This is a genomic window from Pseudomonas sp. OIL-1 (assembly GCF_010669185.1).
In the GTDB taxonomy this organism is placed as follows: domain Bacteria; phylum Pseudomonadota; class Gammaproteobacteria; order Pseudomonadales; family Pseudomonadaceae; genus Halopseudomonas; species Halopseudomonas profundi.
Window position 1 is genome coordinate 78,031 of record NZ_CP048629.1, and the last position, 17,757, is coordinate 95,787.

General features: G+C 58.5%; 19 protein-coding genes and 1 other RNA gene. 4 read left to right on the forward strand and 16 right to left on the reverse strand.

Translation table 11 applies throughout. The features are described 5' to 3' along the window. Positions 1 to 10: 10 nt before the first annotated feature. The 9 genes from mraY to rsmI all read right to left on the reverse strand — a co-directional run bounded on the left by mraY (position 11) and on the right by rsmI (position 9,001). The gene (gene mraY / locus G3M63_RS00355; RefSeq protein ID WP_163981547.1) at positions 11 to 1,093 is read right to left on the reverse strand and encodes a phospho-N-acetylmuramoyl-pentapeptide-transferase; all 1,083 of its coding nucleotides are present in this window, start codon (positions 1,091 to 1,093) and stop codon (positions 11 to 13) included. After that, the gene (gene murF / locus G3M63_RS00360) at positions 1,093 to 2,475 is read right to left on the reverse strand and encodes a UDP-N-acetylmuramoyl-tripeptide--D-alanyl-D-alanine ligase (protein WP_163981548.1); all 1,383 of its coding nucleotides are present in this window, start codon (positions 2,473 to 2,475) and stop codon (positions 1,093 to 1,095) included. Before murF ends, mraY begins: the two co-directional genes overlap by 1 nt. Next, the gene (locus tag G3M63_RS00365) at positions 2,468 to 3,934 is read right to left on the reverse strand and encodes a UDP-N-acetylmuramoyl-L-alanyl-D-glutamate--2,6-diaminopimelate ligase (protein WP_163984144.1); all 1,467 of its coding nucleotides are present in this window, start codon (positions 3,932 to 3,934) and stop codon (positions 2,468 to 2,470) included. Before G3M63_RS00365 ends, murF begins: the two co-directional genes overlap by 8 nt. After that, positions 3,934 to 5,670 carry a penicillin-binding protein 2 gene (locus G3M63_RS00370; RefSeq protein ID WP_150299477.1) on the reverse strand — a complete coding sequence of 579 codons (1,737 nt, stop codon included), beginning with the start codon at positions 5,668 to 5,670 and terminating at the stop codon, positions 3,934 to 3,936. The genes G3M63_RS00365 and G3M63_RS00370 overlap by 1 nt, the downstream gene beginning before the upstream one ends. Beyond that, complete coding sequence (ftsL, locus tag G3M63_RS00375; RefSeq protein ID WP_371923497.1) at positions 5,667 to 5,972, reverse strand: cell division protein FtsL; 306 nt, start codon at positions 5,970 to 5,972, stop codon at positions 5,667 to 5,669. The genes G3M63_RS00370 and ftsL overlap by 4 nt, the downstream gene beginning before the upstream one ends. Then, positions 5,972 to 6,910, reverse strand: coding sequence for a 16S rRNA (cytosine(1402)-N(4))-methyltransferase RsmH (gene rsmH, locus G3M63_RS00380; protein ID WP_150299476.1), 939 nt, complete (start codon positions 6,908 to 6,910; stop codon positions 5,972 to 5,974). The genes ftsL and rsmH overlap by 1 nt, the downstream gene beginning before the upstream one ends. Then, positions 6,907 to 7,359, reverse strand: a complete 453-nt coding sequence (mraZ, locus tag G3M63_RS00385) for a division/cell wall cluster transcriptional repressor MraZ (protein ID WP_150299475.1) — start codon at positions 7,357 to 7,359, stop codon at positions 6,907 to 6,909. Before mraZ ends, rsmH begins: the two co-directional genes overlap by 4 nt. Before the next feature lie 290 nt (positions 7,360 to 7,649). Further along, an RNA gene (rnpB, locus tag G3M63_RS00390) (RNase P RNA component class A) lies at positions 7,650 to 7,998 on the reverse strand. A gap of 148 nt (positions 7,999 to 8,146) precedes the next feature. Beyond that, entirely contained in the window at positions 8,147 to 9,001 is an 855-nt protein-coding gene (gene rsmI / locus G3M63_RS00395; protein ID WP_256669891.1) for a 16S rRNA (cytidine(1402)-2'-O)-methyltransferase, read from the reverse strand. 153 nt (positions 9,002 to 9,154) lie between these two features. On the opposite strand from rsmI, the gene G3M63_RS00400 reads away from it, so the two are divergent. Genes G3M63_RS00400 through G3M63_RS00415 form a run of 4 tightly spaced genes read left to right on the forward strand, consistent with a single transcriptional unit; the run spans position 9,155 to position 12,531 of the window. Further along, a complete protein-coding gene (locus G3M63_RS00400; RefSeq protein WP_163981550.1) occupies positions 9,155 to 10,984 on the forward strand; it encodes a penicillin-binding protein activator in 1,830 nt (609 codons plus the stop codon). Continuing rightward, positions 10,981 to 11,355, forward strand: a complete 375-nt coding sequence (locus G3M63_RS00405; protein ID WP_163981551.1) for a YraN family protein — start codon at positions 10,981 to 10,983, stop codon at positions 11,353 to 11,355. The genes G3M63_RS00400 and G3M63_RS00405 overlap by 4 nt, the downstream gene beginning before the upstream one ends. Before the next feature lie 13 nt (positions 11,356 to 11,368). After that, the gene (locus G3M63_RS00410) at positions 11,369 to 11,962 is read left to right on the forward strand and encodes a phosphoheptose isomerase (RefSeq protein WP_150299471.1); all 594 of its coding nucleotides are present in this window, start codon (positions 11,369 to 11,371) and stop codon (positions 11,960 to 11,962) included. Continuing rightward, positions 11,962 to 12,531, forward strand: a complete 570-nt coding sequence (locus G3M63_RS00415; RefSeq protein WP_163984146.1) for a BON domain-containing protein — start codon at positions 11,962 to 11,964, stop codon at positions 12,529 to 12,531. Before G3M63_RS00410 ends, G3M63_RS00415 begins: the two co-directional genes overlap by 1 nt. Positions 12,532 to 12,605: 74 nt before the next feature. Here G3M63_RS00415 and G3M63_RS00420 read toward each other — a convergent pair whose 3' ends face one another. From G3M63_RS00420 to rplM, 7 genes are all read right to left on the reverse strand, one after another. After that, complete coding sequence (locus G3M63_RS00420; RefSeq protein WP_150299740.1) at positions 12,606 to 13,010, reverse strand: ClpXP protease specificity-enhancing factor; 405 nt, start codon at positions 13,008 to 13,010, stop codon at positions 12,606 to 12,608. A gap of 37 nt (positions 13,011 to 13,047) precedes the next feature. Next, positions 13,048 to 13,677: a glutathione S-transferase N-terminal domain-containing protein gene (locus G3M63_RS00425; protein ID WP_150299470.1), complete on the reverse strand. Its 630-nt coding sequence runs from the start codon at positions 13,675 to 13,677 to the stop codon at positions 13,048 to 13,050. Between the two features lie 165 nt (positions 13,678 to 13,842). Beyond that, positions 13,843 to 14,622 carry a cytochrome c1 gene (locus tag G3M63_RS00430; protein ID WP_150299469.1) on the reverse strand — a complete coding sequence of 260 codons (780 nt, stop codon included), beginning with the start codon at positions 14,620 to 14,622 and terminating at the stop codon, positions 13,843 to 13,845. Next, on the reverse strand, positions 14,622 to 15,845 hold the full coding sequence (locus G3M63_RS00435; RefSeq protein WP_150299468.1) for a cytochrome bc complex cytochrome b subunit: 1,224 nt from the start codon (positions 15,843 to 15,845) through the stop codon (positions 14,622 to 14,624). The genes G3M63_RS00430 and G3M63_RS00435 overlap by 1 nt, the downstream gene beginning before the upstream one ends. Next, positions 15,845 to 16,438 carry a ubiquinol-cytochrome c reductase iron-sulfur subunit gene (gene petA / locus G3M63_RS00440; protein WP_163981552.1) on the reverse strand — a complete coding sequence of 198 codons (594 nt, stop codon included), beginning with the start codon at positions 16,436 to 16,438 and terminating at the stop codon, positions 15,845 to 15,847. Before petA ends, G3M63_RS00435 begins: the two co-directional genes overlap by 1 nt. Before the next feature lie 265 nt (positions 16,439 to 16,703). Beyond that, complete coding sequence (rpsI, locus tag G3M63_RS00445; protein ID WP_150299466.1) at positions 16,704 to 17,096, reverse strand: 30S ribosomal protein S9; 393 nt, start codon at positions 17,094 to 17,096, stop codon at positions 16,704 to 16,706. A gap of 11 nt (positions 17,097 to 17,107) precedes the next feature. Continuing rightward, positions 17,108 to 17,536, reverse strand: a complete 429-nt coding sequence (rplM, locus tag G3M63_RS00450) for a 50S ribosomal protein L13 (protein ID WP_150299465.1) — start codon at positions 17,534 to 17,536, stop codon at positions 17,108 to 17,110. Positions 17,537 to 17,757 lie beyond the last annotated feature (221 nt).

The window sequence follows — 17,757 nt, forward strand, 5'->3', positions numbered from 1 at the left end:
AGTGTCTTCCTCAGCGCAGCTTCAGGGTGGCCAATCCGATCAGCACCAGTACGACGGTGATGATCCAGAAACGCACGATGACCCGGGGTTCGGGCCAGCCCTTCAATTCAAAATGGTGGTGAATGGGGGCCATGCGAAACACCCGCCTGCCGGTCAGCTTGAACGAGGCGACCTGGACAATGACCGAGAGTGTTTCGACGACGAAAATGCCGCCCATGATGAACAGTACGATTTCCTGGCGGACGATCACGGCGATCACGCCCAGTGCGGCGCCGAGTGCCAGCGCGCCCACGTCGCCCATGAAGACCTGAGCGGGATAGGTGTTGAACCAGAGGAATCCGAGCCCGGCGCCAATCAGCGCACCGCAGAAGATGATCAGCTCGCCAGCGCCCGGTACATGGGGAATCAGCAGGTATTCGGCGAAACGCACGTTACCTGAAAGGTACGCAAAAATGCCGAGTGCCCCGCCTACCATAACCGTCGGCATGATCGCCAGGCCATCCAGCCCGTCAGTCAGGTTCACGGCGTTGCTCGAGCCAACAATGACGAAATAGGTCAGAACGATGAATCCCATGCCCAACTGGAACTCGACATGCTTGAAAAAAGGCACGATCAAGGTGGTTTCGATCGGCGTCTTGGCAGTCATATAAAGCACCACGGCGGCTACCAGCCCGAACACTGACTGCCAGAAGTACTTCCAGCGCGACGGCAGGCCGCGTGAGTTCTTCTCTACGACCTTACGGTAATCGTCCACCCAGCCGATCGCGCCGAATGCCAGCGTGACACCCAGCACGACCCATACATAGATGTTGCGCAGGTCTGCCCATAACAGCGTGGCGATAGCGATAGCCACCAATATCAGCGCGCCGCCCATGGTCGGAGTGCCGGCCTTGGACAGGTGTGACTGCGGGCCATCATTGCGCACCGACTGGCCGATCTGCCGGAAACTCAACGAACGGATCATCCAGGGGCCTACGAACAACGCCAGGCCAAGTGCAGTAAGTACACCCAGAATCGCCCGCAGCGAGAGGTACTGAAATACCGAAAATCCGGTATGGAACTGCTGCAGGTATTGGGCAAGTAAAAGCAACATTAGCCGACCTTCCTGTCGTTATCGTCATCCACAGTGGCGACCAATCCTGCGACCACCTCCTCCATGCCTGCGCTGCGCGAACCCTTGACCAGCACACGAACGTCCGGGCCAAGCTGTGCTTTCAGCGCTTCAACCAGTTCGCTCTTGCTGGCGAACTGCTGTGCACCTTCGCCAAAGCGATTCGCAGCCAGGGCGGACAGCCGGCCAACCGCATAAAGCCCATCGAGGCCCTGCTGGCGTGCGTGTTCACCAATTTCCTGATGGCAGTCGCTCTCCCACTCGCCCAGTTCTGCCATATCACCCAGAACCAGAATACGACGCCCATCGAAGCAGGCGAGCAGATCAATCGCCGCCTTCACCGAAGCCGGGCTGGCGTTGTAGCTGTCATCAATGATGACGGAGCCCTGCCGACCCTGGCGACTGGCCGCGCGGCCCTGCATCGGTTGAACACTGGCCAGACCGCGCTGGATGTATTCAAGTTCGACATCCAGCGCCAGGGCGGCCCCCGTAGCTGCCAGTGCATTGGCAACGTTGTGCTGGCCCAGCAAGTTCAGCTGAACATTGACTTCGCCCTTAGGCGTTACCAACAGAAAGCCCGGGCATCCGCGATCATCGAGCTTGATTGACTCGGCGCGCACTTCAGCTGTCGGGTTCTTGAGGCTGAACACGTAGCTCTTGCGCTTGCCCAGCAACTGGTACCAGTCTTCGAACCAGGGGCTATCCAGATTGATCACGGCCTTGCCCTTGGTGCTCAGGCAGCTGAAAATCTCGCTCTTGGCTTTGGCAATATTGTCCAGGCTGCCGAAGCGGCCGACATGTGCATTGCCTGCATTGGTCAATACGCTAACCGTTGGCTTGGCGATCTCCATGCTGTACGCAATATCGCCACGGGCTGCAGCGCCCATCTCGATAACGGCGTAGCGGTGTTCATTGCTCAGGCCAAGCAGCGTCATCGGGACGCCGATCTCATTATTCAGATTGCCCTGAGTCGCTAGCACCGAGCCAAGCGGACGCAGGATCGCAGCGACCATTTCCTTGACGGTTGTCTTGCCGCTGGAGCCGGTTATTGCCACCAGCGGGCCGCTATAGGCAGCTCGGGCAAGGCCGGCCAACTGACCCAGCGCGCGCAGACTATCGTGCACCAGGAGCTGAGGGAGCGGATCTTCCACCAGATATTCGACCATCGCACAGGTTGCGCCGCGCGCGCGGGCATCGGCCAGGTGGTCGTGACCATTGGTGCGCGTTCCCGCAAGCGCGACGAACAAGCCACCCGGCTGAATCGCGCGGCTGTCAAAGGCGACGCTGTCAAACTCGGCGTCAACACCCTTCAGGGTTGCAGCGAGAGGGCTGACCAGATCGGACAGGCGCATGACGTCAAGCATGACTCGCCTCCCACTGCAGCAGGGCACGTTCGGCCTGTTCGATGTCGTTAAAAGCGTGGCGCACGCCGTTTATCTCCTGATAGGTTTCGTGGCCCTTGCCGGCCAACAGAATGACGTCTTCGCGGTGCGCGCGGCTGATGGTGTGCGCGATCGCCTCGGCACGATTGGCAAGGACTGTGATGTTTTGGGGTTTGCCGAGACCCTGGCAGATCTGCCCGATGATGCCTGCGGACGGTTCGTTGCGGGGGTTGTCGTCTGTTACAACCACACGGTCGGCATAGCGTTCGGCGATTTGGCCCATCAGCGGTCGCTTGCCCGCGTCCCGATTGCCACCGCAGCCGAATATGCACGTCAAGCGGCCACTAACGTGGGCACGCAGGGCAGTCAGTGCCTTCTCCAATGCGTCGGGCGTGTGAGCGTAATCGACCACAACCAGAGGGCGCGAACCGCCGCCCAGACGCTGCATTCTGCCGGCGGGAGCGCGCAGCCCGGCAGCGCGTTCTACAGCCTGTGGCAGTTTGAATCCGAGCACCAACAGGCTGCCTGTCACGGCCAGCAGATTGCTGAGATTGAAGTCGCCGAGCAATTCGCTATGGAGGGTCGATTGCTCGCCTTCGAAATGCAGCAACGCATGGATGCCCGCGTCGTCATAGCGCACCTCACTGCAGTGCAGCAGCGCGGGAGTATCCCGCAGACTGTAACCGAGCAGCCGTGCGGTGCCCTTGCGCGGCGGACAGCTCTCCGCCAGGCGACGCCCGGCCGGATCATCGAGGTTGATCACCGCGTGGCACCCGGCAGCATCAAACAGGCGAGCCTTGGCGGCTTCATAGCTGTCCATGTCGCCGTGATAGTCGAGATGATCACGCGTCAGATTGGTAAATACAGCAACGTCAAAACCGAGCGCGGCGACCCGGCCTTGGTCCAAAGCGTGGGATGACACTTCCATACACACCGCTTCGGCACCAGCGTCGCGCAATTGCGCGAGTTGACCTTGAACATTCACCGCATCGGGCGTGGTCATACCATGATCAATCAACGCACCCGGCAGGCCACTACCCAGCGTCCCGATCACACCGCAAGGCGTATTCAATTCGTTCAATGCCTGCGCCAGCATCTGGCTGACCGACGTTTTGCCGTTGGTTCCGGTTATGCCGACCAGCGTCAGGGCGGCGGAAGGCTCGCCATGGAACCGGCCGGCAATCGCGGAAATCTGGCCAGCCAGCTGCGGCACAGCCAGCATTGGCACGGCGCCTTCATAATGACAATCGCCGGCGGCGTCATATGCAACCGCTACCGCGCCCGCTTCGATGGCCTGGCCGATGTAATCGCGGCCATCCACTTTCAGTCCGGGCACTGCCAGAAACAGATAGCCGCTTTTTACCTGCCGACTATCCAGCGCAAGGCCTGTAACTCTGACATCCTGGCCTTGCCACTCCGGAAATAGCTGACGCAAAGTCATCATCCGCGAAACCCTCCCTTGGTCGGGGGGATTTCCACTTGCTGCAGCTCCGGCATGTTATCCGGTGCGATGTTCATCAGCCGCAACGCACCGGCCATCAGATCACTGAATATCGGCGCTGCGACCAGCCCGCCGTAATAGCCGCCCTTGCTGGGTTCGTCGACTACGATAGCAATGGCGATGCGCGGATCGGTGCTCGGTGCGAAGCCGGCAAACAGGGAGCGGTAGGAGTCTTCCTTGTAACCCTTGCTGGTATGACTGGCTTTGCGCGCGGTACCGCTCTTACCGGAGACATGATATCCGGGGACCAGCGCGCGATGCGTTCCGCCCTGGCCTTCGATAACCTGCTGCAACATTCCCTGGACCGCCTTGGCGACATCCGCGGAAATGACCTGCTCACCCGCCGGGACATCCTTGACCCGCAACAGCGACAGTGGAACCTTGCGCCCTCCATTGGCCAGCACGGAATACGCCTGCGCCAGCTGAACAGTGGTCAACGACAAACCGTAGCCATACGATAGCGTTGCGGTTTCGGCCTGACCCCATTCCCGGTAGCTGGGCAGATTGCCGACCTGCTCACCCGGAAAACCGAGGCCGGAATATTCGCCAAGCCCCACGCCCTGCATAACTTCACGGATGGCCGGACCGCCAACATCGAAAGCAATCTTACTCATGCCAACGTTACTTGACTTGAGCAGGATACCGGCCAGATCCAGCTTGCCGCCCGGCGCGCGGGAAACATCGCGAATGGTGTAGCGACCAATCCTCAGCGTGCCAGGATAGACGTCTACTTCATCAGTGGTTTTCCAGCGGCCTGTAGCCAGGGCAGCGCTCATGGAAAATGGCTTCATGGTCGAACCGGGTTCGAACACATCGATCAGCGCGCGGTTGCGCATCATCTCGGGCTTGAGATTGGCGCGATTGTTGGGGTTGTAACTCGGATGATTGACCATGGCCAGGACTTCACCGGTACGTACGTCAATCATTACCAGGGAGCCGCCCTTGGCATCGAACTCTTCAAGTCCCTTGCGCAGCTCCCGGTGGGCCAGATACTGCAGGCGCAAATCGATGGACAATGCCAGGTCGTTGCCGGGACGGGCATTCTTGACGACCTGCACATCCTTGATCAAACGGCCGCGACGATCCTGCAACACCTGACGGCTTCCCGGAACACCTTGCAGCCACTCGTTATAGGCAAGCTCGAGACCTTCCTGTCCGTGCTCGTCGACATTGGTAAAGCCGACCAGATGCGAGGTGACATCACCTGCCGGATAGAAGCGGCGATACTCTTCCTGGCTGTAAACACCGGGAACTTTGAGGGCGACGACGGCGGCACCATCCTGCGGCGTCATACGGCGACGCAAGTAGATGAACTCGCGCTCGGCGTTGGCTTTCAGCCGCTCTCTGAAGGTGGCCAGATCAGTTCCCAGCGCCTCGGCCAGCTGGGGCCAATGCTGTTCCTGATGGATCAGCTGTGTCGGGTTGGCCCAGAGGGTCAGCACCGGCGTACTGACTGCCAGAGGCTCGCCGTTACGATCGGTAATCTGCCCGCGATGCGCGGTGATCGGCACATGGCGCAGACTGCGCTTGTCGCCCTGGTTACGCAGAAACCCGCCATCAAGCACATGCAGCTGCACGATTTGCCAGGCAATGACCGCGCAACAGACGCCCAACGCACCGATGACGATGCGGAATCGCCACGGGTGCAGGCTGCCATTGGGCTTGATCCTGATCATGGCTTCACCAGTACCACTTCGACCGCCGACGGCACGCGCATGTCGAGTTTGCTGCGGGCGATGCTTTCAACACGGTGATGGGCGGTCCAGGTGCTTTGCTCGAGAACCAGCCGACCCCAATCGGCCTGCGCCTTTTCCCGCTGCTTCATCTCGGTATCGAGTTCGTTCAGCAGAGTACGGCTCCAATGGGCGCTATAGGGCACCGCCAGCGCACTGATCAGAATCAGCAGGCCGACCACCATCAGCCAGCCACTGCTACGTGGCAGACCAGTGCGTTCCTGAAGCGGCATCTGCTCAGTCATCAGCGCTTCTCCGCGATTCGCAGCATCGCACTGCGGGCACGTGGATTACCCGCGACTTCTTCGGCCGAGGGTTTAATGGCTTTGCCGATCAGATTGATGCTGACCGGGATATCGATTTCACGTATGGGCAACCCGCGGGGTATCGGCGCACCCTTGGCTTCGCGGCGCATGAACTGCTTGACCAGGCGATCTTCCAGCGAATGGAAGCTGATCACCACCAGCCGGCCGCCTGGCGCCAATACATCAAGCGCGGCCTTGAGGCCGTCAGCCAGGTCTTCCAGCTCCCGGTTGATGAATATGCGAATGCCCTGGAAAGCGCGGGTCGCCGGGTGCTTGTGTTTCTCCCACGCAGGATTGGCCACCTTGATGACTTCCGCCAGGTCGGCAGTGCGGGTAAAAGGCTGCTCGGCACGGCGCATGACAATGGCGCGCGCCATCCGCCGGGCGAAACGTTCCTCGCCGTATTCTTTCAGGACAGTGGCAATATCCGCTTCGTCGGCGCTGTTGATCCACTCCGCCGCGCTTTGGCCCTGAGCAGGATCCATGCGCATATCCAGAGGACCATCATTCAGAAAGCTGAAGCCGCGCTCGGCGTCATCGAGTTGGGGCGAGGACACGCCCAGATCCAGCAACACACCATTGACCTGACCGTGCAAACCACGCTGACGCAGCTCTTCAGCCATGTCGGCAAAGCTGCGGCGTACAACGACAAAGCGGCCGTCATCGGCCGCCAGTTGAGTTCCGACCCGAATTGCCTCCGGGTCCTTATCAAAACCGATGAGCCGTCCGTCTTTGCAAAGCTTCGAGAGAATGGCTCTACTATGGCCTCCTCGGCCAAATGTACCGTCCACGTACAACCCATCCGGCTGCACCGCCAGACCCTTGAGCGCTTCTTCAAGCAGGACACTTATATGCTGGAACACGGGAGTCTGACTCATAGGCTCAGCGACTGCAGCTCAACCGGCAATTCGCCAGCATCCTGCACCTCAAGATAGGCTTCGGTAGTCGCGTTCCACTCGTCTTCACTCCACAGTTCGAATTTGTTCAGCTGACCAACCAGCATGACTTTCTTGTCGAGACCGGCGTGCTCGCGCAGCAACGGCGGCACTACGAAACGACCGTTACCGTCCAGCTCGATCTCGTTGGCGTTACCTATCAACAACCGGTTCAGCCGCTTTACTGCAGGGTTCATATTGGGGGCCTTCTTTAACTGCTGTTCTACTAGTTCCCATTCCTGCAGCGGATAGATCCACAGGCAGCGCTCTTCGAGGGCAATCGTCGCAATCAAGTGGCCACCACAGGACTCGAGCAGCCGATCGCGATACCGAGCCGGCATGGCGAGGCGCCCCTTGGCGTCCAGATTGATGGCACTCGTTCCTCGAAACACGCTCCTGCTACCCCCACTGAATGGCTATCCTTGCCAAAAAATCCCACTTTCGTCCACATCACACCACTTCGGCACACTATAGGAATGCGCCAATAGACCGTCAAGTGAGCATTTCACTGAAAAGCCTTTAATGACGAAGGGTTAGCAAAAAAGCGGAGCAATACTGTGGTATACGGGGACGAGGGCGACAGACAAAATATTGACGTTTCAATCAGATATGAGTGGAACTTAATGTGAACTGTTACCAGGGATAATTTTTGGGCAGAAACAGGAATGCGATAGGCGGGAAAAATAAGAGTTGGCCTGTAAGCCGGGTTCTGTCGAGGACAGTCATTCCTCTACGACAGCCATCACTGACTGCCTCTAGCAACCTACCCGAACCCAGTGCGGGCCACACCAACGGGTTCCTATTTGGTCTTGCTCCGAGCGGGGTTTACCTAGCCACAGTCTGTTACCAGCTGCGCGGTGCGCTCTTACCGCACCATTTCAACCTTACCGGCGCTTGCGCGCTTAGGCGGTATATTTTCTGCTGCACTTTCCGTAGGCTCACGCCCCCCAGGTGTTACCTGGCACTCTGCCCTATGGAGCCCGGACTTTCCTCCCTACCGCAAGCGGTACGGCGACTGTCCAGCCAACTCTTGGGCGCAAGGTTAACCAGCTTCCTCGCGATGAGCAAGCACTCTTGTAACGCTCTACAACAAGCCTTTCAGCAAAAAGAATTTCCAAACCAGCAAAAAGCACCGTCGGCTCCCTTTCCCGGCCAGATTCCAATTTGCAGCCTCCAGCCTTAAACCTTGCCTGCCTTTTCCAGCGCTATCTGGTACAAGCGGTTTTTCTTTACCCCGGTCAGCTGGGCAGCGAGGGCCGAAGCCTGCTTCACGGGCAACTCGGCCAGCAGGATATCCAGGACGCGTTCAGCCTCCGGATCCAGGCCCTCGCCCTCCGGCAGTGCCGGCATGCCTTCAATCACCAGGACGCACTCACCCCGCTGTTGATCAGAATCGTTACGCACCCATTCGACCAATTCGGAGAGCGGCGCGCCCTTGATTGTCTCGAAGGTTTTGGTCAACTCCCGGGCAAGCACTACGTGCCGCGCAGCACCAAGCAGAGCAAGCATATCCTCAAGGCACTCAAGCAGCCGATGCGGCGCCTCGTAGACCATCCAGGTGCGGGACTCAGTGCTCAGCGCCTGAATACGCGACCGCCGACCGTGGGACTTCGCCGGCAAAAAACCTTCAAAGGCGAATCGGTCAGACGGCAGACCCGCTGCGCTGAGGGCAGCTATCAGCGCACAGGGGCCCGGGACAGGACAGACCCGAATCCCGGCTTCGCGGGCCTGACGCACCAGGTGGTAGCCAGGATCGGAAATCAACGGCGTCCCTGCGTCGGATATCAGCGCCATGTCTTCGCCTCCAAGCATCCGTTCGATCAGGCGCTGACTCTTGTCCCGCTCATTATGGTCGTGGCAGGCGGTGGTCGGGGTGGTCACTCCAAAATGCTGCAGCAAGCGGGCGCTGTGACGTGTGTCTTCAGCGGCGATCAGCTGCACAGTCCGGAGCACTTCCAATGCTCTTGGCGTGAGATCCTGCAGATTGCCAATTGGCGTGGCGACAACGTACAGGGTACCGGCGCTGGCAGACATATCATTACCTGAAAACGAGACTGAAGCCGGCATTGTACAGGACGTGAGCAGGTTCCCGCGAAGCGCATGGCGGTCACCCCGCCCCTTGGTTACAATGACTGCCTCACAGTTACGGAGCCTTGCCAGCAAGGCTCACCGTGTAAGGATTGCCTGATGCCCCGCATGAATCGCCTGTCGCTTACAGCCCTGGCCATTGCCGTAATGCTTGGGGGCTGCGCAACCCCACCGCCCTCTCAATTGTCTGATCTGCCGCGCACACCGGATGCGACGGTAGAAGAGATTCTCGAGGATGCCGAGCGCTACTCTGGCGCCGAAGCGTACCTGCTGCGTTTGTATGCGGCACAGGCCGCGTGGAGCACCAATCAGCCTGAACGGGTTCGCAGCATCCTCAGCAGGATTCCGCAGAGTGAACTGCCACCGGACCAGCAGCTACGCTTCGCCGAACTCCAGGCGCGTAGCGCGTTGGCGCTGGAGCAGCCGGAAGCGGCGCTGCTCGCGCTGCGACATCCCTCGATGATCCATCTTGAGACTCAGCCAATCGAAGAGCAGCTGGCCATTCAGCAGCTGCGCGCAGAGGCCTTCCAGGCTACTGGCGACCCGCTGAATGCCGCCCGTGAGCGCGCCTTCATTGACGGCATGCTTCCGCCGGGCGAACGTGAAGCGAACCGCCAGGCGATCTGGGAAGATCTCAATCGCGCCCCGCTGGAAGATCTCCGCCAGGCGGCCGGCGAGGCCACAGGCGAGTTCGCTGGCTGGGTGCAGCTGGCCCTGATCAGCCGGGAACAGAGCAATCTGGATCTCCAGGTGCAAAGCGTGAACAAGTGGAAGGAAACCTTTTCCGACCATCCTGCAGCCAGGCTGATGCCTGACTCGATTGCTCAGCTGCTCGAGCTGCATGCCAATCGTCCCACCCATATCGCCCTGTTCCTGCCTTTCGAGGGCCCACTGGCTGGTGCTGCCCAAGCCCTTCGAGATGGTTTCATGGCCTCGCAATACCAGGCTCACAGTCAAGGCCTGGAGCAGCCGCAAGTCAGCCTCTATGACAGCACGGCGTATGCTGACCTGATGGCCTTCTATCGCGACGCCGAAGCCGACGGCGTGCAGTGGGTAATCGGACCGCTGGAGCGTGACCAGGTGAGCCGCCTGGCGGGCATGACAGAGCTTCCCTTGCCGACTCTCGCGCTTAACTATACCGATAGCTCGATCAGCTCCGATCAGACACTCTTCCAGTTCGGCCTCGCGCCTGAAGACGAGGCCCGCTCCGCCGCACGGCGAGCCTGGGACGATGGACACAGAAACATGGCAGTACTCGCCGCTCAGACCGATTGGGGCCAGCGCTCCTTCGAGGCGTTCCGGGCTGAATGGGAAGCACTGGGCGGCAAGCTGGTTGGCCGAGAAGTAATCAACGAACCTGCAACCATTTCAAGCCAGATTGCAGATCTGCTGAATATCCGCGAGAGCGAGCAACGCGGCGCCCGCATCCAGAGTACGCTGGGCAACGAGGTAGTGGTGCAGCCTACGCCGCGCCAGGATCTGCACGCCTTGTTCCTTGCCGCCACGCCACAACAGGCCCGGCAGATCAAACCGACGCTGGCCTTTCAATACGCAGCCGATCTGCCGGTTTACGCCACCTCACACGCCTACCAACTAGGTGCGGACGCTGCTGACAACGCTGATCTCGACGGCTTGCTGGTAGCGGAGATTCCCTGGTTGCTCACCCGTTCGGATGCCTTGTACGAGACCGTCAGTAGCAGCTGGCCTCAGGCAACTGGCCCGATGGGACGCCTGTACGCCATGGGCGCCGATGCTCAGCGCTTATTCAGCCGCCTGCCACAGCTACAACGCTACGAAGAAGCCAGCATCGAAGGTGCGACGGGGCGTCTGTCGCTGAGTGCAGATGGTCGCGTGCACCGCAGCCTCGGCTGGGGCGTGATCAGTGAAGGCCGCATCGTTCCGGTCGACGAGGTCATCAGCGCGCCATGATCCGCCTGACGGCCAAGCAGATCCTTGGCAACCAGGCCGAGCGTCTCGCAGAGCAACTCCTCGTCAAAGCGGGTATGCGGCTCCTGGCGCGCAATTACCGCTGCAAGCTAGGTGAGCTGGATCTGGTCATGCGCGACGCAGATACAGTAGTATTCGTCGAAGTACGCTTCAGGCGCACGGGCCAATGGGGCAGCGCGGTGGAGACAGTCGACCGACGCAAGCAAAAGCGCGTTATCGCTGCGGCTCAACATTATCTACTGACCCATCCCCATCTGGCCGACCAGCCCTGTCGCTTCGACGTCATTGCCGCCGATGGCAGTCCTGCGGATCTTGCGTCCTATCAATGGATCCGCGAAGCTTTTACTTGCTAACGAGTTCCTTCCTATGGATATGCAGCACCGCATCAGGCAACTGTTCACAGACAGTATCGAAACCAAGACCAGAGCCATGGAAGCTCTGGGACCAAGCATAGAACAGGCGAGCCAGGTAATGGTCAACAGCCTGCTGAATGAAGGCAAGCTGCTCTCCTGTGGCAACGGTGGTTCGGCCGGGGATGCGCAGCACTTCTCCTCGGAGCTGCTTAATCGCTTCGAGCGTGAGCGCCCCAGCCTGCCGGCTATCGCGCTGACAACAGACAGCTCGACCGTCACCTCCATTGCCAACGACTACAGCTACGAAGAAATTTTCTCCAAGCAGATTCGTGCGCTTGGACAGCCGGGCGATGTATTGCTGGCCATCTCCACCAGCGGGAATTCCGGCAACGTGCTTCAAGCCATCCAAGCCGCACACGACCGCGACATGCTGGTGGTTGCGCTCACCGGACGGGACGGCGGCGCAATGGCCTCCCTGCTGCTTCCGGAAGACGTCGAAATTCGCGTACCGGCGCGCTCCACCGCGCGCATACAGGAGGTACACCTGCTCGCCATTCACTGCCTGTGCGACCTGATTGATCGGCAGCTGTTCGGGAGTGAAGAATGATGCTCAGAGGAATCTGCATTTTGATGGTGGTGGCAACCCTTTCCGGATGCAGTGGCGTGCTTACCGCTACCCGGGACACGCCTATGCAGGGCGACCATGGCACCCGAACGCTCGGCAGCACCATTGACGATCAACTGATCGAAACCCGCACGAGCGTCAACATAGCCAAGGCCAACGTAGCACTAGAGCGTGACTCACGCATCGAGGTAACCAGCTTCAACGGCGTAGTGCTGCTTGTCGGCCAGGTACCGACCGAAGCATTGCGCAAGACCGCGGCGCGGGTCGCCAGCGAAGTGCAGCGCGTCAAGGTGGTACACAACGAACTCACAGTCGGTCCGAAACTGTCATTACTGGCGCGCAACAACGACGCCTTGATTACCACCAGCGCCAAGAGCCGCCTGTTAGCGGACAGCAACATACCGGGGCGGCGTATCAAGGTCGTCACTGAAGCGGGCGTGGTGTATCTGATGGGGCTGGTCAGACGCAGCGAAGCCGATCTGGCGGTGCAAGCAATACAACAGGTAGGTGGAGTGCAGCGTATCGTGAAACTATTCGAGTACATTGACTGAAAATCCGGGCCGGCCATCCAGCAGCCGGCCCACACCATCCTCAATCGAAGCCCGATCAGCTTCGACAAATCCTTCTATTTGACAACTTTCAGTGACGGACGCCCGGACGGCTTGGCTTCCGGCCTGGCGTCATCGGCTCCACCCTTGTCGTCCTCAGGCGGCGGCGTAACCGGCTCTATCTCGAAGACCATGCCCTGCCCGTTCTCGCGCGCATAGATTGCCATAATAGCCTGAGCAGGCAACCACACCTGCTGCGGGCGGCCACCGAAACGACCGTCAAAACTGATCTTGTCGTTATCCATTTCGAGATGCCGGATCGCGCTGGGCGATACATTCAGAACGATCTGACCGCCTTCAACAAAACTGTCGGGCACTACGGTATCTGGATACTCTGCATTAACCAGAAGATAGGGGGTGCACTGATTGTCGAGAATCCACTCGTACAGCGCCCGCACCAGATAGGGCCGGCTTGAACTCATCTGAGCCATGCATGCCTCCTGAAAATAGAATGAATGGCTACTGCATATCCTTCTCAGCGGACGACAGGCTTCCAATAAAGCCATCGCGCTGAAAGATGCGGTCCATATAATCCTGCAAGGGCTTCGCCTGCTTGGGCAGCTCGATCCCCAGCATGGGCAGACGCCAGAGAATCGGTGCGATGCAGCAATCCACGAGGCTGAATTCGTCGCTCATGAAGAAAGACATTTCAGCGAACACCGGAGCGACCCCGGTCAGACTTTCACGCAGCTCCTTGCGGGCTTTCGCCGCAGCCGCGGCCGGCGTCCTCGGGTCAGCGATCACGTCCACCAGGTTGCACCAGTCACGCTGCACCCGATACATCAGCAAGCGCGTATTGGCACGGGCCACAGGATAGACCGGCAATAATGGGGGGTGCGGGAAACGCTCGTCCAGATACTCCATCATGATGTTGGGCTCGTAGAGCACCAGATCACGATCGAGCAACGTTGGAACAGTGTTGTAGGGATTGTTTTCGATAAGCTCCTGCGGATGATCGCCTGACTCGACGTTGATCACATCGACGGTAACCCCTTTCTCTGCCAGAACAATGCGCACGCGGTGACAATAATGGTCCCGTGGATCTGAGAAAAAAGCCATCGACGAACGTTTGCTGGCGGTAACACCCATATATCAACCCTCATCCTTAGCGCGTTGCGGTAGCAGCCTGCATGCGATGCCACGACCGCGCTGACCAGAGATACCCCGGCCGCTATCAATTAGGCAGGCATTATACCCCAGAAACAGGCGCGCGCCCCTAAGGGCGCGCGCAATTGATCCAGTTAAAGCAGAGGATCAGTGAACGTCTTTCCAATACTCACGTTTCAGCAGGTAAGCAAAGATGAACAGGAAAGCCAGGTACAGCAGCACGTAGATACCGATACGATGGCGCTCCAGCTTGATCGGATCAGCCGAGTAAGCCAGGAAGGCGACCAGGTTCCGAACTGTCTCGTCGAATTCCTCTTCGGTCTGAGTGCCAGTACCAGGCACTACCGTCAGCACATCGCACTGCTCTTCCTGAACAGTTTCACCTGTCAGCGTATCGCGCATCGCCTTGCCATCTTCCATGACCGGCATCGCCTTGCAGCCGATAACCTGATGCCCCTGCAGCTCGGCCAGAACGTTAGGCATGCCGACATTCGGGAAGACCATATTGTTGGAACCCAGCGGACGCGAGGGATCTGCGTAGAAGGTGCGCATGTAGGTGTACAACCAGTCCTCACCACGCACGCGAGAAACCATGGTCAGATCCGGCGGCGCAGCGCCGAACCATACCTTGGAATCTTCCGGCCGCATTCCGTTTTCCATGTGCTCACCGATCAACGCACCGGTGAATACCATGTTTTCCAGCATCAGCTCTTCCGGGATACCCAGATCCGTAGCTACACGCTCGTAACGCTGAAACTGAGCGGAGTGGCAGCCCATGCAGTAGTTAACAAAAGTACGTGCGCCATCCTGCAGCGAAGCCTTGTCGGTCAGATCAATATTGGCCTCGTCCAGCTCGTATCCACTGGCAGCGCCCAGCGCAACACAGGGCATCAGGGCAAATAACAGGGCAATTAGTCGATTTTTCATTAGCCAGGAATCCTCTCCGGAACGGCCTTAGTCTTCTCCATGCGGGTATAGAACGGCATGAGTATGAAGAAGGCGAAATACAGGACTGTACAAATCTGCGAAATCAGCGTCCGGGTATCGTTACCTGGGATAGCACCCAGAATACCCAGAATCACGAATACGATGCAGAAAATAGCCAGCCATAGCTTGCTCATCCAGCCCTTGTAACGGATAGAGCGGACCGGACTACGATCCAGCCAGGGCAGTACGAACAGCACCGCGATCGAAGCACCCATTGCCAGTACACCCGGGAATGCAGAGCCACCAATTGCCGGTACGGCGCGCAGAATGGCGTAGAACGGCGTGAAGTACCAGACCGGAGCAATATGGTCAGGCGTCTTCAGCTGGTTGGCTACTTCGAAGTTAGGATGCTCCAGGAAATACCCGCCCATCTCCGGAAAGAAGAACACGATGGTGCAGAACACGAACAGGAAGACCACGACACCAACGATATCCTTGACGGTGTAATAAGGATGGAAGGGAATGCCGTCCAGCGGCTTGCCCGACTCGTCCTTGGCTTTCTTGATATCGACGCCAAGCGGGTTGTTGGAGCCCACCTCATGCAGCGCGATAAGGTGCAATACCACCAGCCCCAACAGCACGATTGGCAATGCAATGACATGCAGCGCGAAGAAGCGGTTCAGAGTAATGCCGGAGATCAGATAATCACCCCGTACCCACTGCGCCAGATCAGGACCGATGAATGGAATCGCCCCGAACAGCGAAATGATTACCTGAGCACCCCAATAGGACATCTGGCCCCAGGGCAGCAGATAACCCATGAATGCCTCACCCATCAGTACCAGATAGATGAGCATGCCAAACAGCCACACCAGCTCGCGTGGCTTCTGGTAGGAGCCATACATAATGCCGCGAAGCATATGCAGATAGACCACTACGAAGAAGGCGGAAGCACCAGTGGAGTGCAGGTAGCGCAACAGCCAACCATAATCCACATCACGCATGATGTATTCGACAGAGGCGAACGCGCCAGCCGCGGACGGCTCGTAACTCATGGTCAGCCAGATACCGGTAATAAGCTGGTTAACCAGCACCAGCATTGCCAGCGAGCCGAAGAAATAGAAGAAATTGAAGTTCTTGGGAGCGTAATACTTGGTCAGGTGATTCTCGATCACCTCGTTGACCGCCATCCGCTCGTTAACCCACGTCCAAAGCTTGCTCATCAGGCTGTCTCCTGGTCCAGACCGATCACGAGGATATCGTCGGTCTCATAGGAATGCGGGGGGACCGGGAGGTTCAGCGGTGCCGGCTGGCCCCGATGCACCCGACCGGACATGTCGTAGCGGGAGCTATGGCACGGGCAGAAATAACCACCCTTCCACTCTGTCCCCATGTCAGCTGAAGCAACCTCGGGACGGAATAGCGGCGAACAGCCCAGGTGAGTACAGATACCCATCACCACCAGAACTTCAGGCTTGATGGAACGGGTCGCAGCATCGACGTATTCGGGCTGAACGGAGGACTCGGACTGAGGATCGGCGAGGATGCCTGTGTTCTCCTCGAGAAGCGCCAATGCCTCGGGCGTTCGACGAGACACGAACACCGGCTGACCACGCCATTCGGCAACGATCTGCTGACCTGCCTCCAGCTTGCTGATATTCACCCTCACCGGCGCACCAGCCGCCTTGGCTCGGGCGCTCGGGAACCAGGCCCCCACAAAGGGAACTGCTACCCCCACTACACCGGCGGCGCCTACAACACTCGTGGCTGCCACCAGGAAGCGACGCCGGCCGTTATTAACGCCGTCATTACTCATCCAGTCGTCTCCCATCAGCTAAACAGGCCTTTTTACAAGGCTTTGAAATTTTTTGTACTGCTTGCACAAAATGAAACAGATGGTAATGAAAAAGCCCTTTTTTGACAAGGAGATATCCATCCCAACTCTACGGCGCAACCCACTGCCAGAGCGCGTCATTCGGGGCTTTTACATGCAGCGCCCCAGGCGCGTGACACCATGTCGCAGATACAACAACGCCCGGCATCCTTTTGGAGACCGGGCGCTGGTGACGCAAGCGCGGGAATTAACGCTTGGAGTATTGCGGACGCTTACGTGCTTTACGCAGACCGACTTTCTTACGTTCAACTTCACGGGCATCGCGAGTCACGTAACCAGCCTTGCGCAGTTCGCCACGCAGAGTCTCGTCATATTCCATCAATGCACGAGTAATGCCGTGACGAATCGCACCGGCCTGACCGGAGCTGCCGCCACCCTTGACGGTGACATAAACATCAAACTTCTCGGTGCTATTGGTCAGCTCAAGTGGCTGACGAACGACCATGCGCGCAGTCTCGCGACCGAAGAAGTTCTCGATGCTGCGGCTGTTGATGGAGATGTTTCCGTTACCCGGACGCAGGAAGACCCGAGCAGTGGCAGTCTTACGACGGCCGGTACCGTAGTTTTGTGTTGCCGACATAATGAGATCCCTTAAATCTTGAGTTCTTGAGGCTGCTGAGCCGCATGCGGATGAGCTGCACCTTTGTACACTTTCATCTTGCGGTACATTGCACGACCCAAGGGGTTTTTCGGCAACATGCCTTTTACGGCAGACTCGATCACGCGCTCGGGAGCACGATTGATGAGCTTTTCAAAATTGATCGACTTGATACCACCCGGGAAGCCGGAGTGGCTGTAGTAGATCTTGTCCTGAGCCTTTTTACCGGTCACATGCACCTTTTCGGCGTTAACGACAACGATGTAATCACCGGTATCGACGTGTGGGGTGTATTCGGGCTTGTGCTTGCCGCGCAGACGTGTAGCGATTTCGGTAGCGAGACGACCCAGGGTAAGCCCACTGGCATCTACTACGTACCAATCACGTTTGACGGTTTCCGGTTTGGCGCTAAAGGTTTTCATTAATCCTAGCCTCAGAGGCCACTCTAATAAACAAGAGGGCGAATCTTACAGAATGAAATGTGTTTTTACAAGACAACAAAGCCTAGACAGACACTCAGTGGGGGCTCTGTGGGTCTGGTGGCATCTGCGCTGTAAACCACGACAGGCTAGGCATCCTGTCGAAAGTGGCGGGCATTATGCCAAGGGAGGCAAAAATTTCAACCTTTATTTCCAACCGTGGT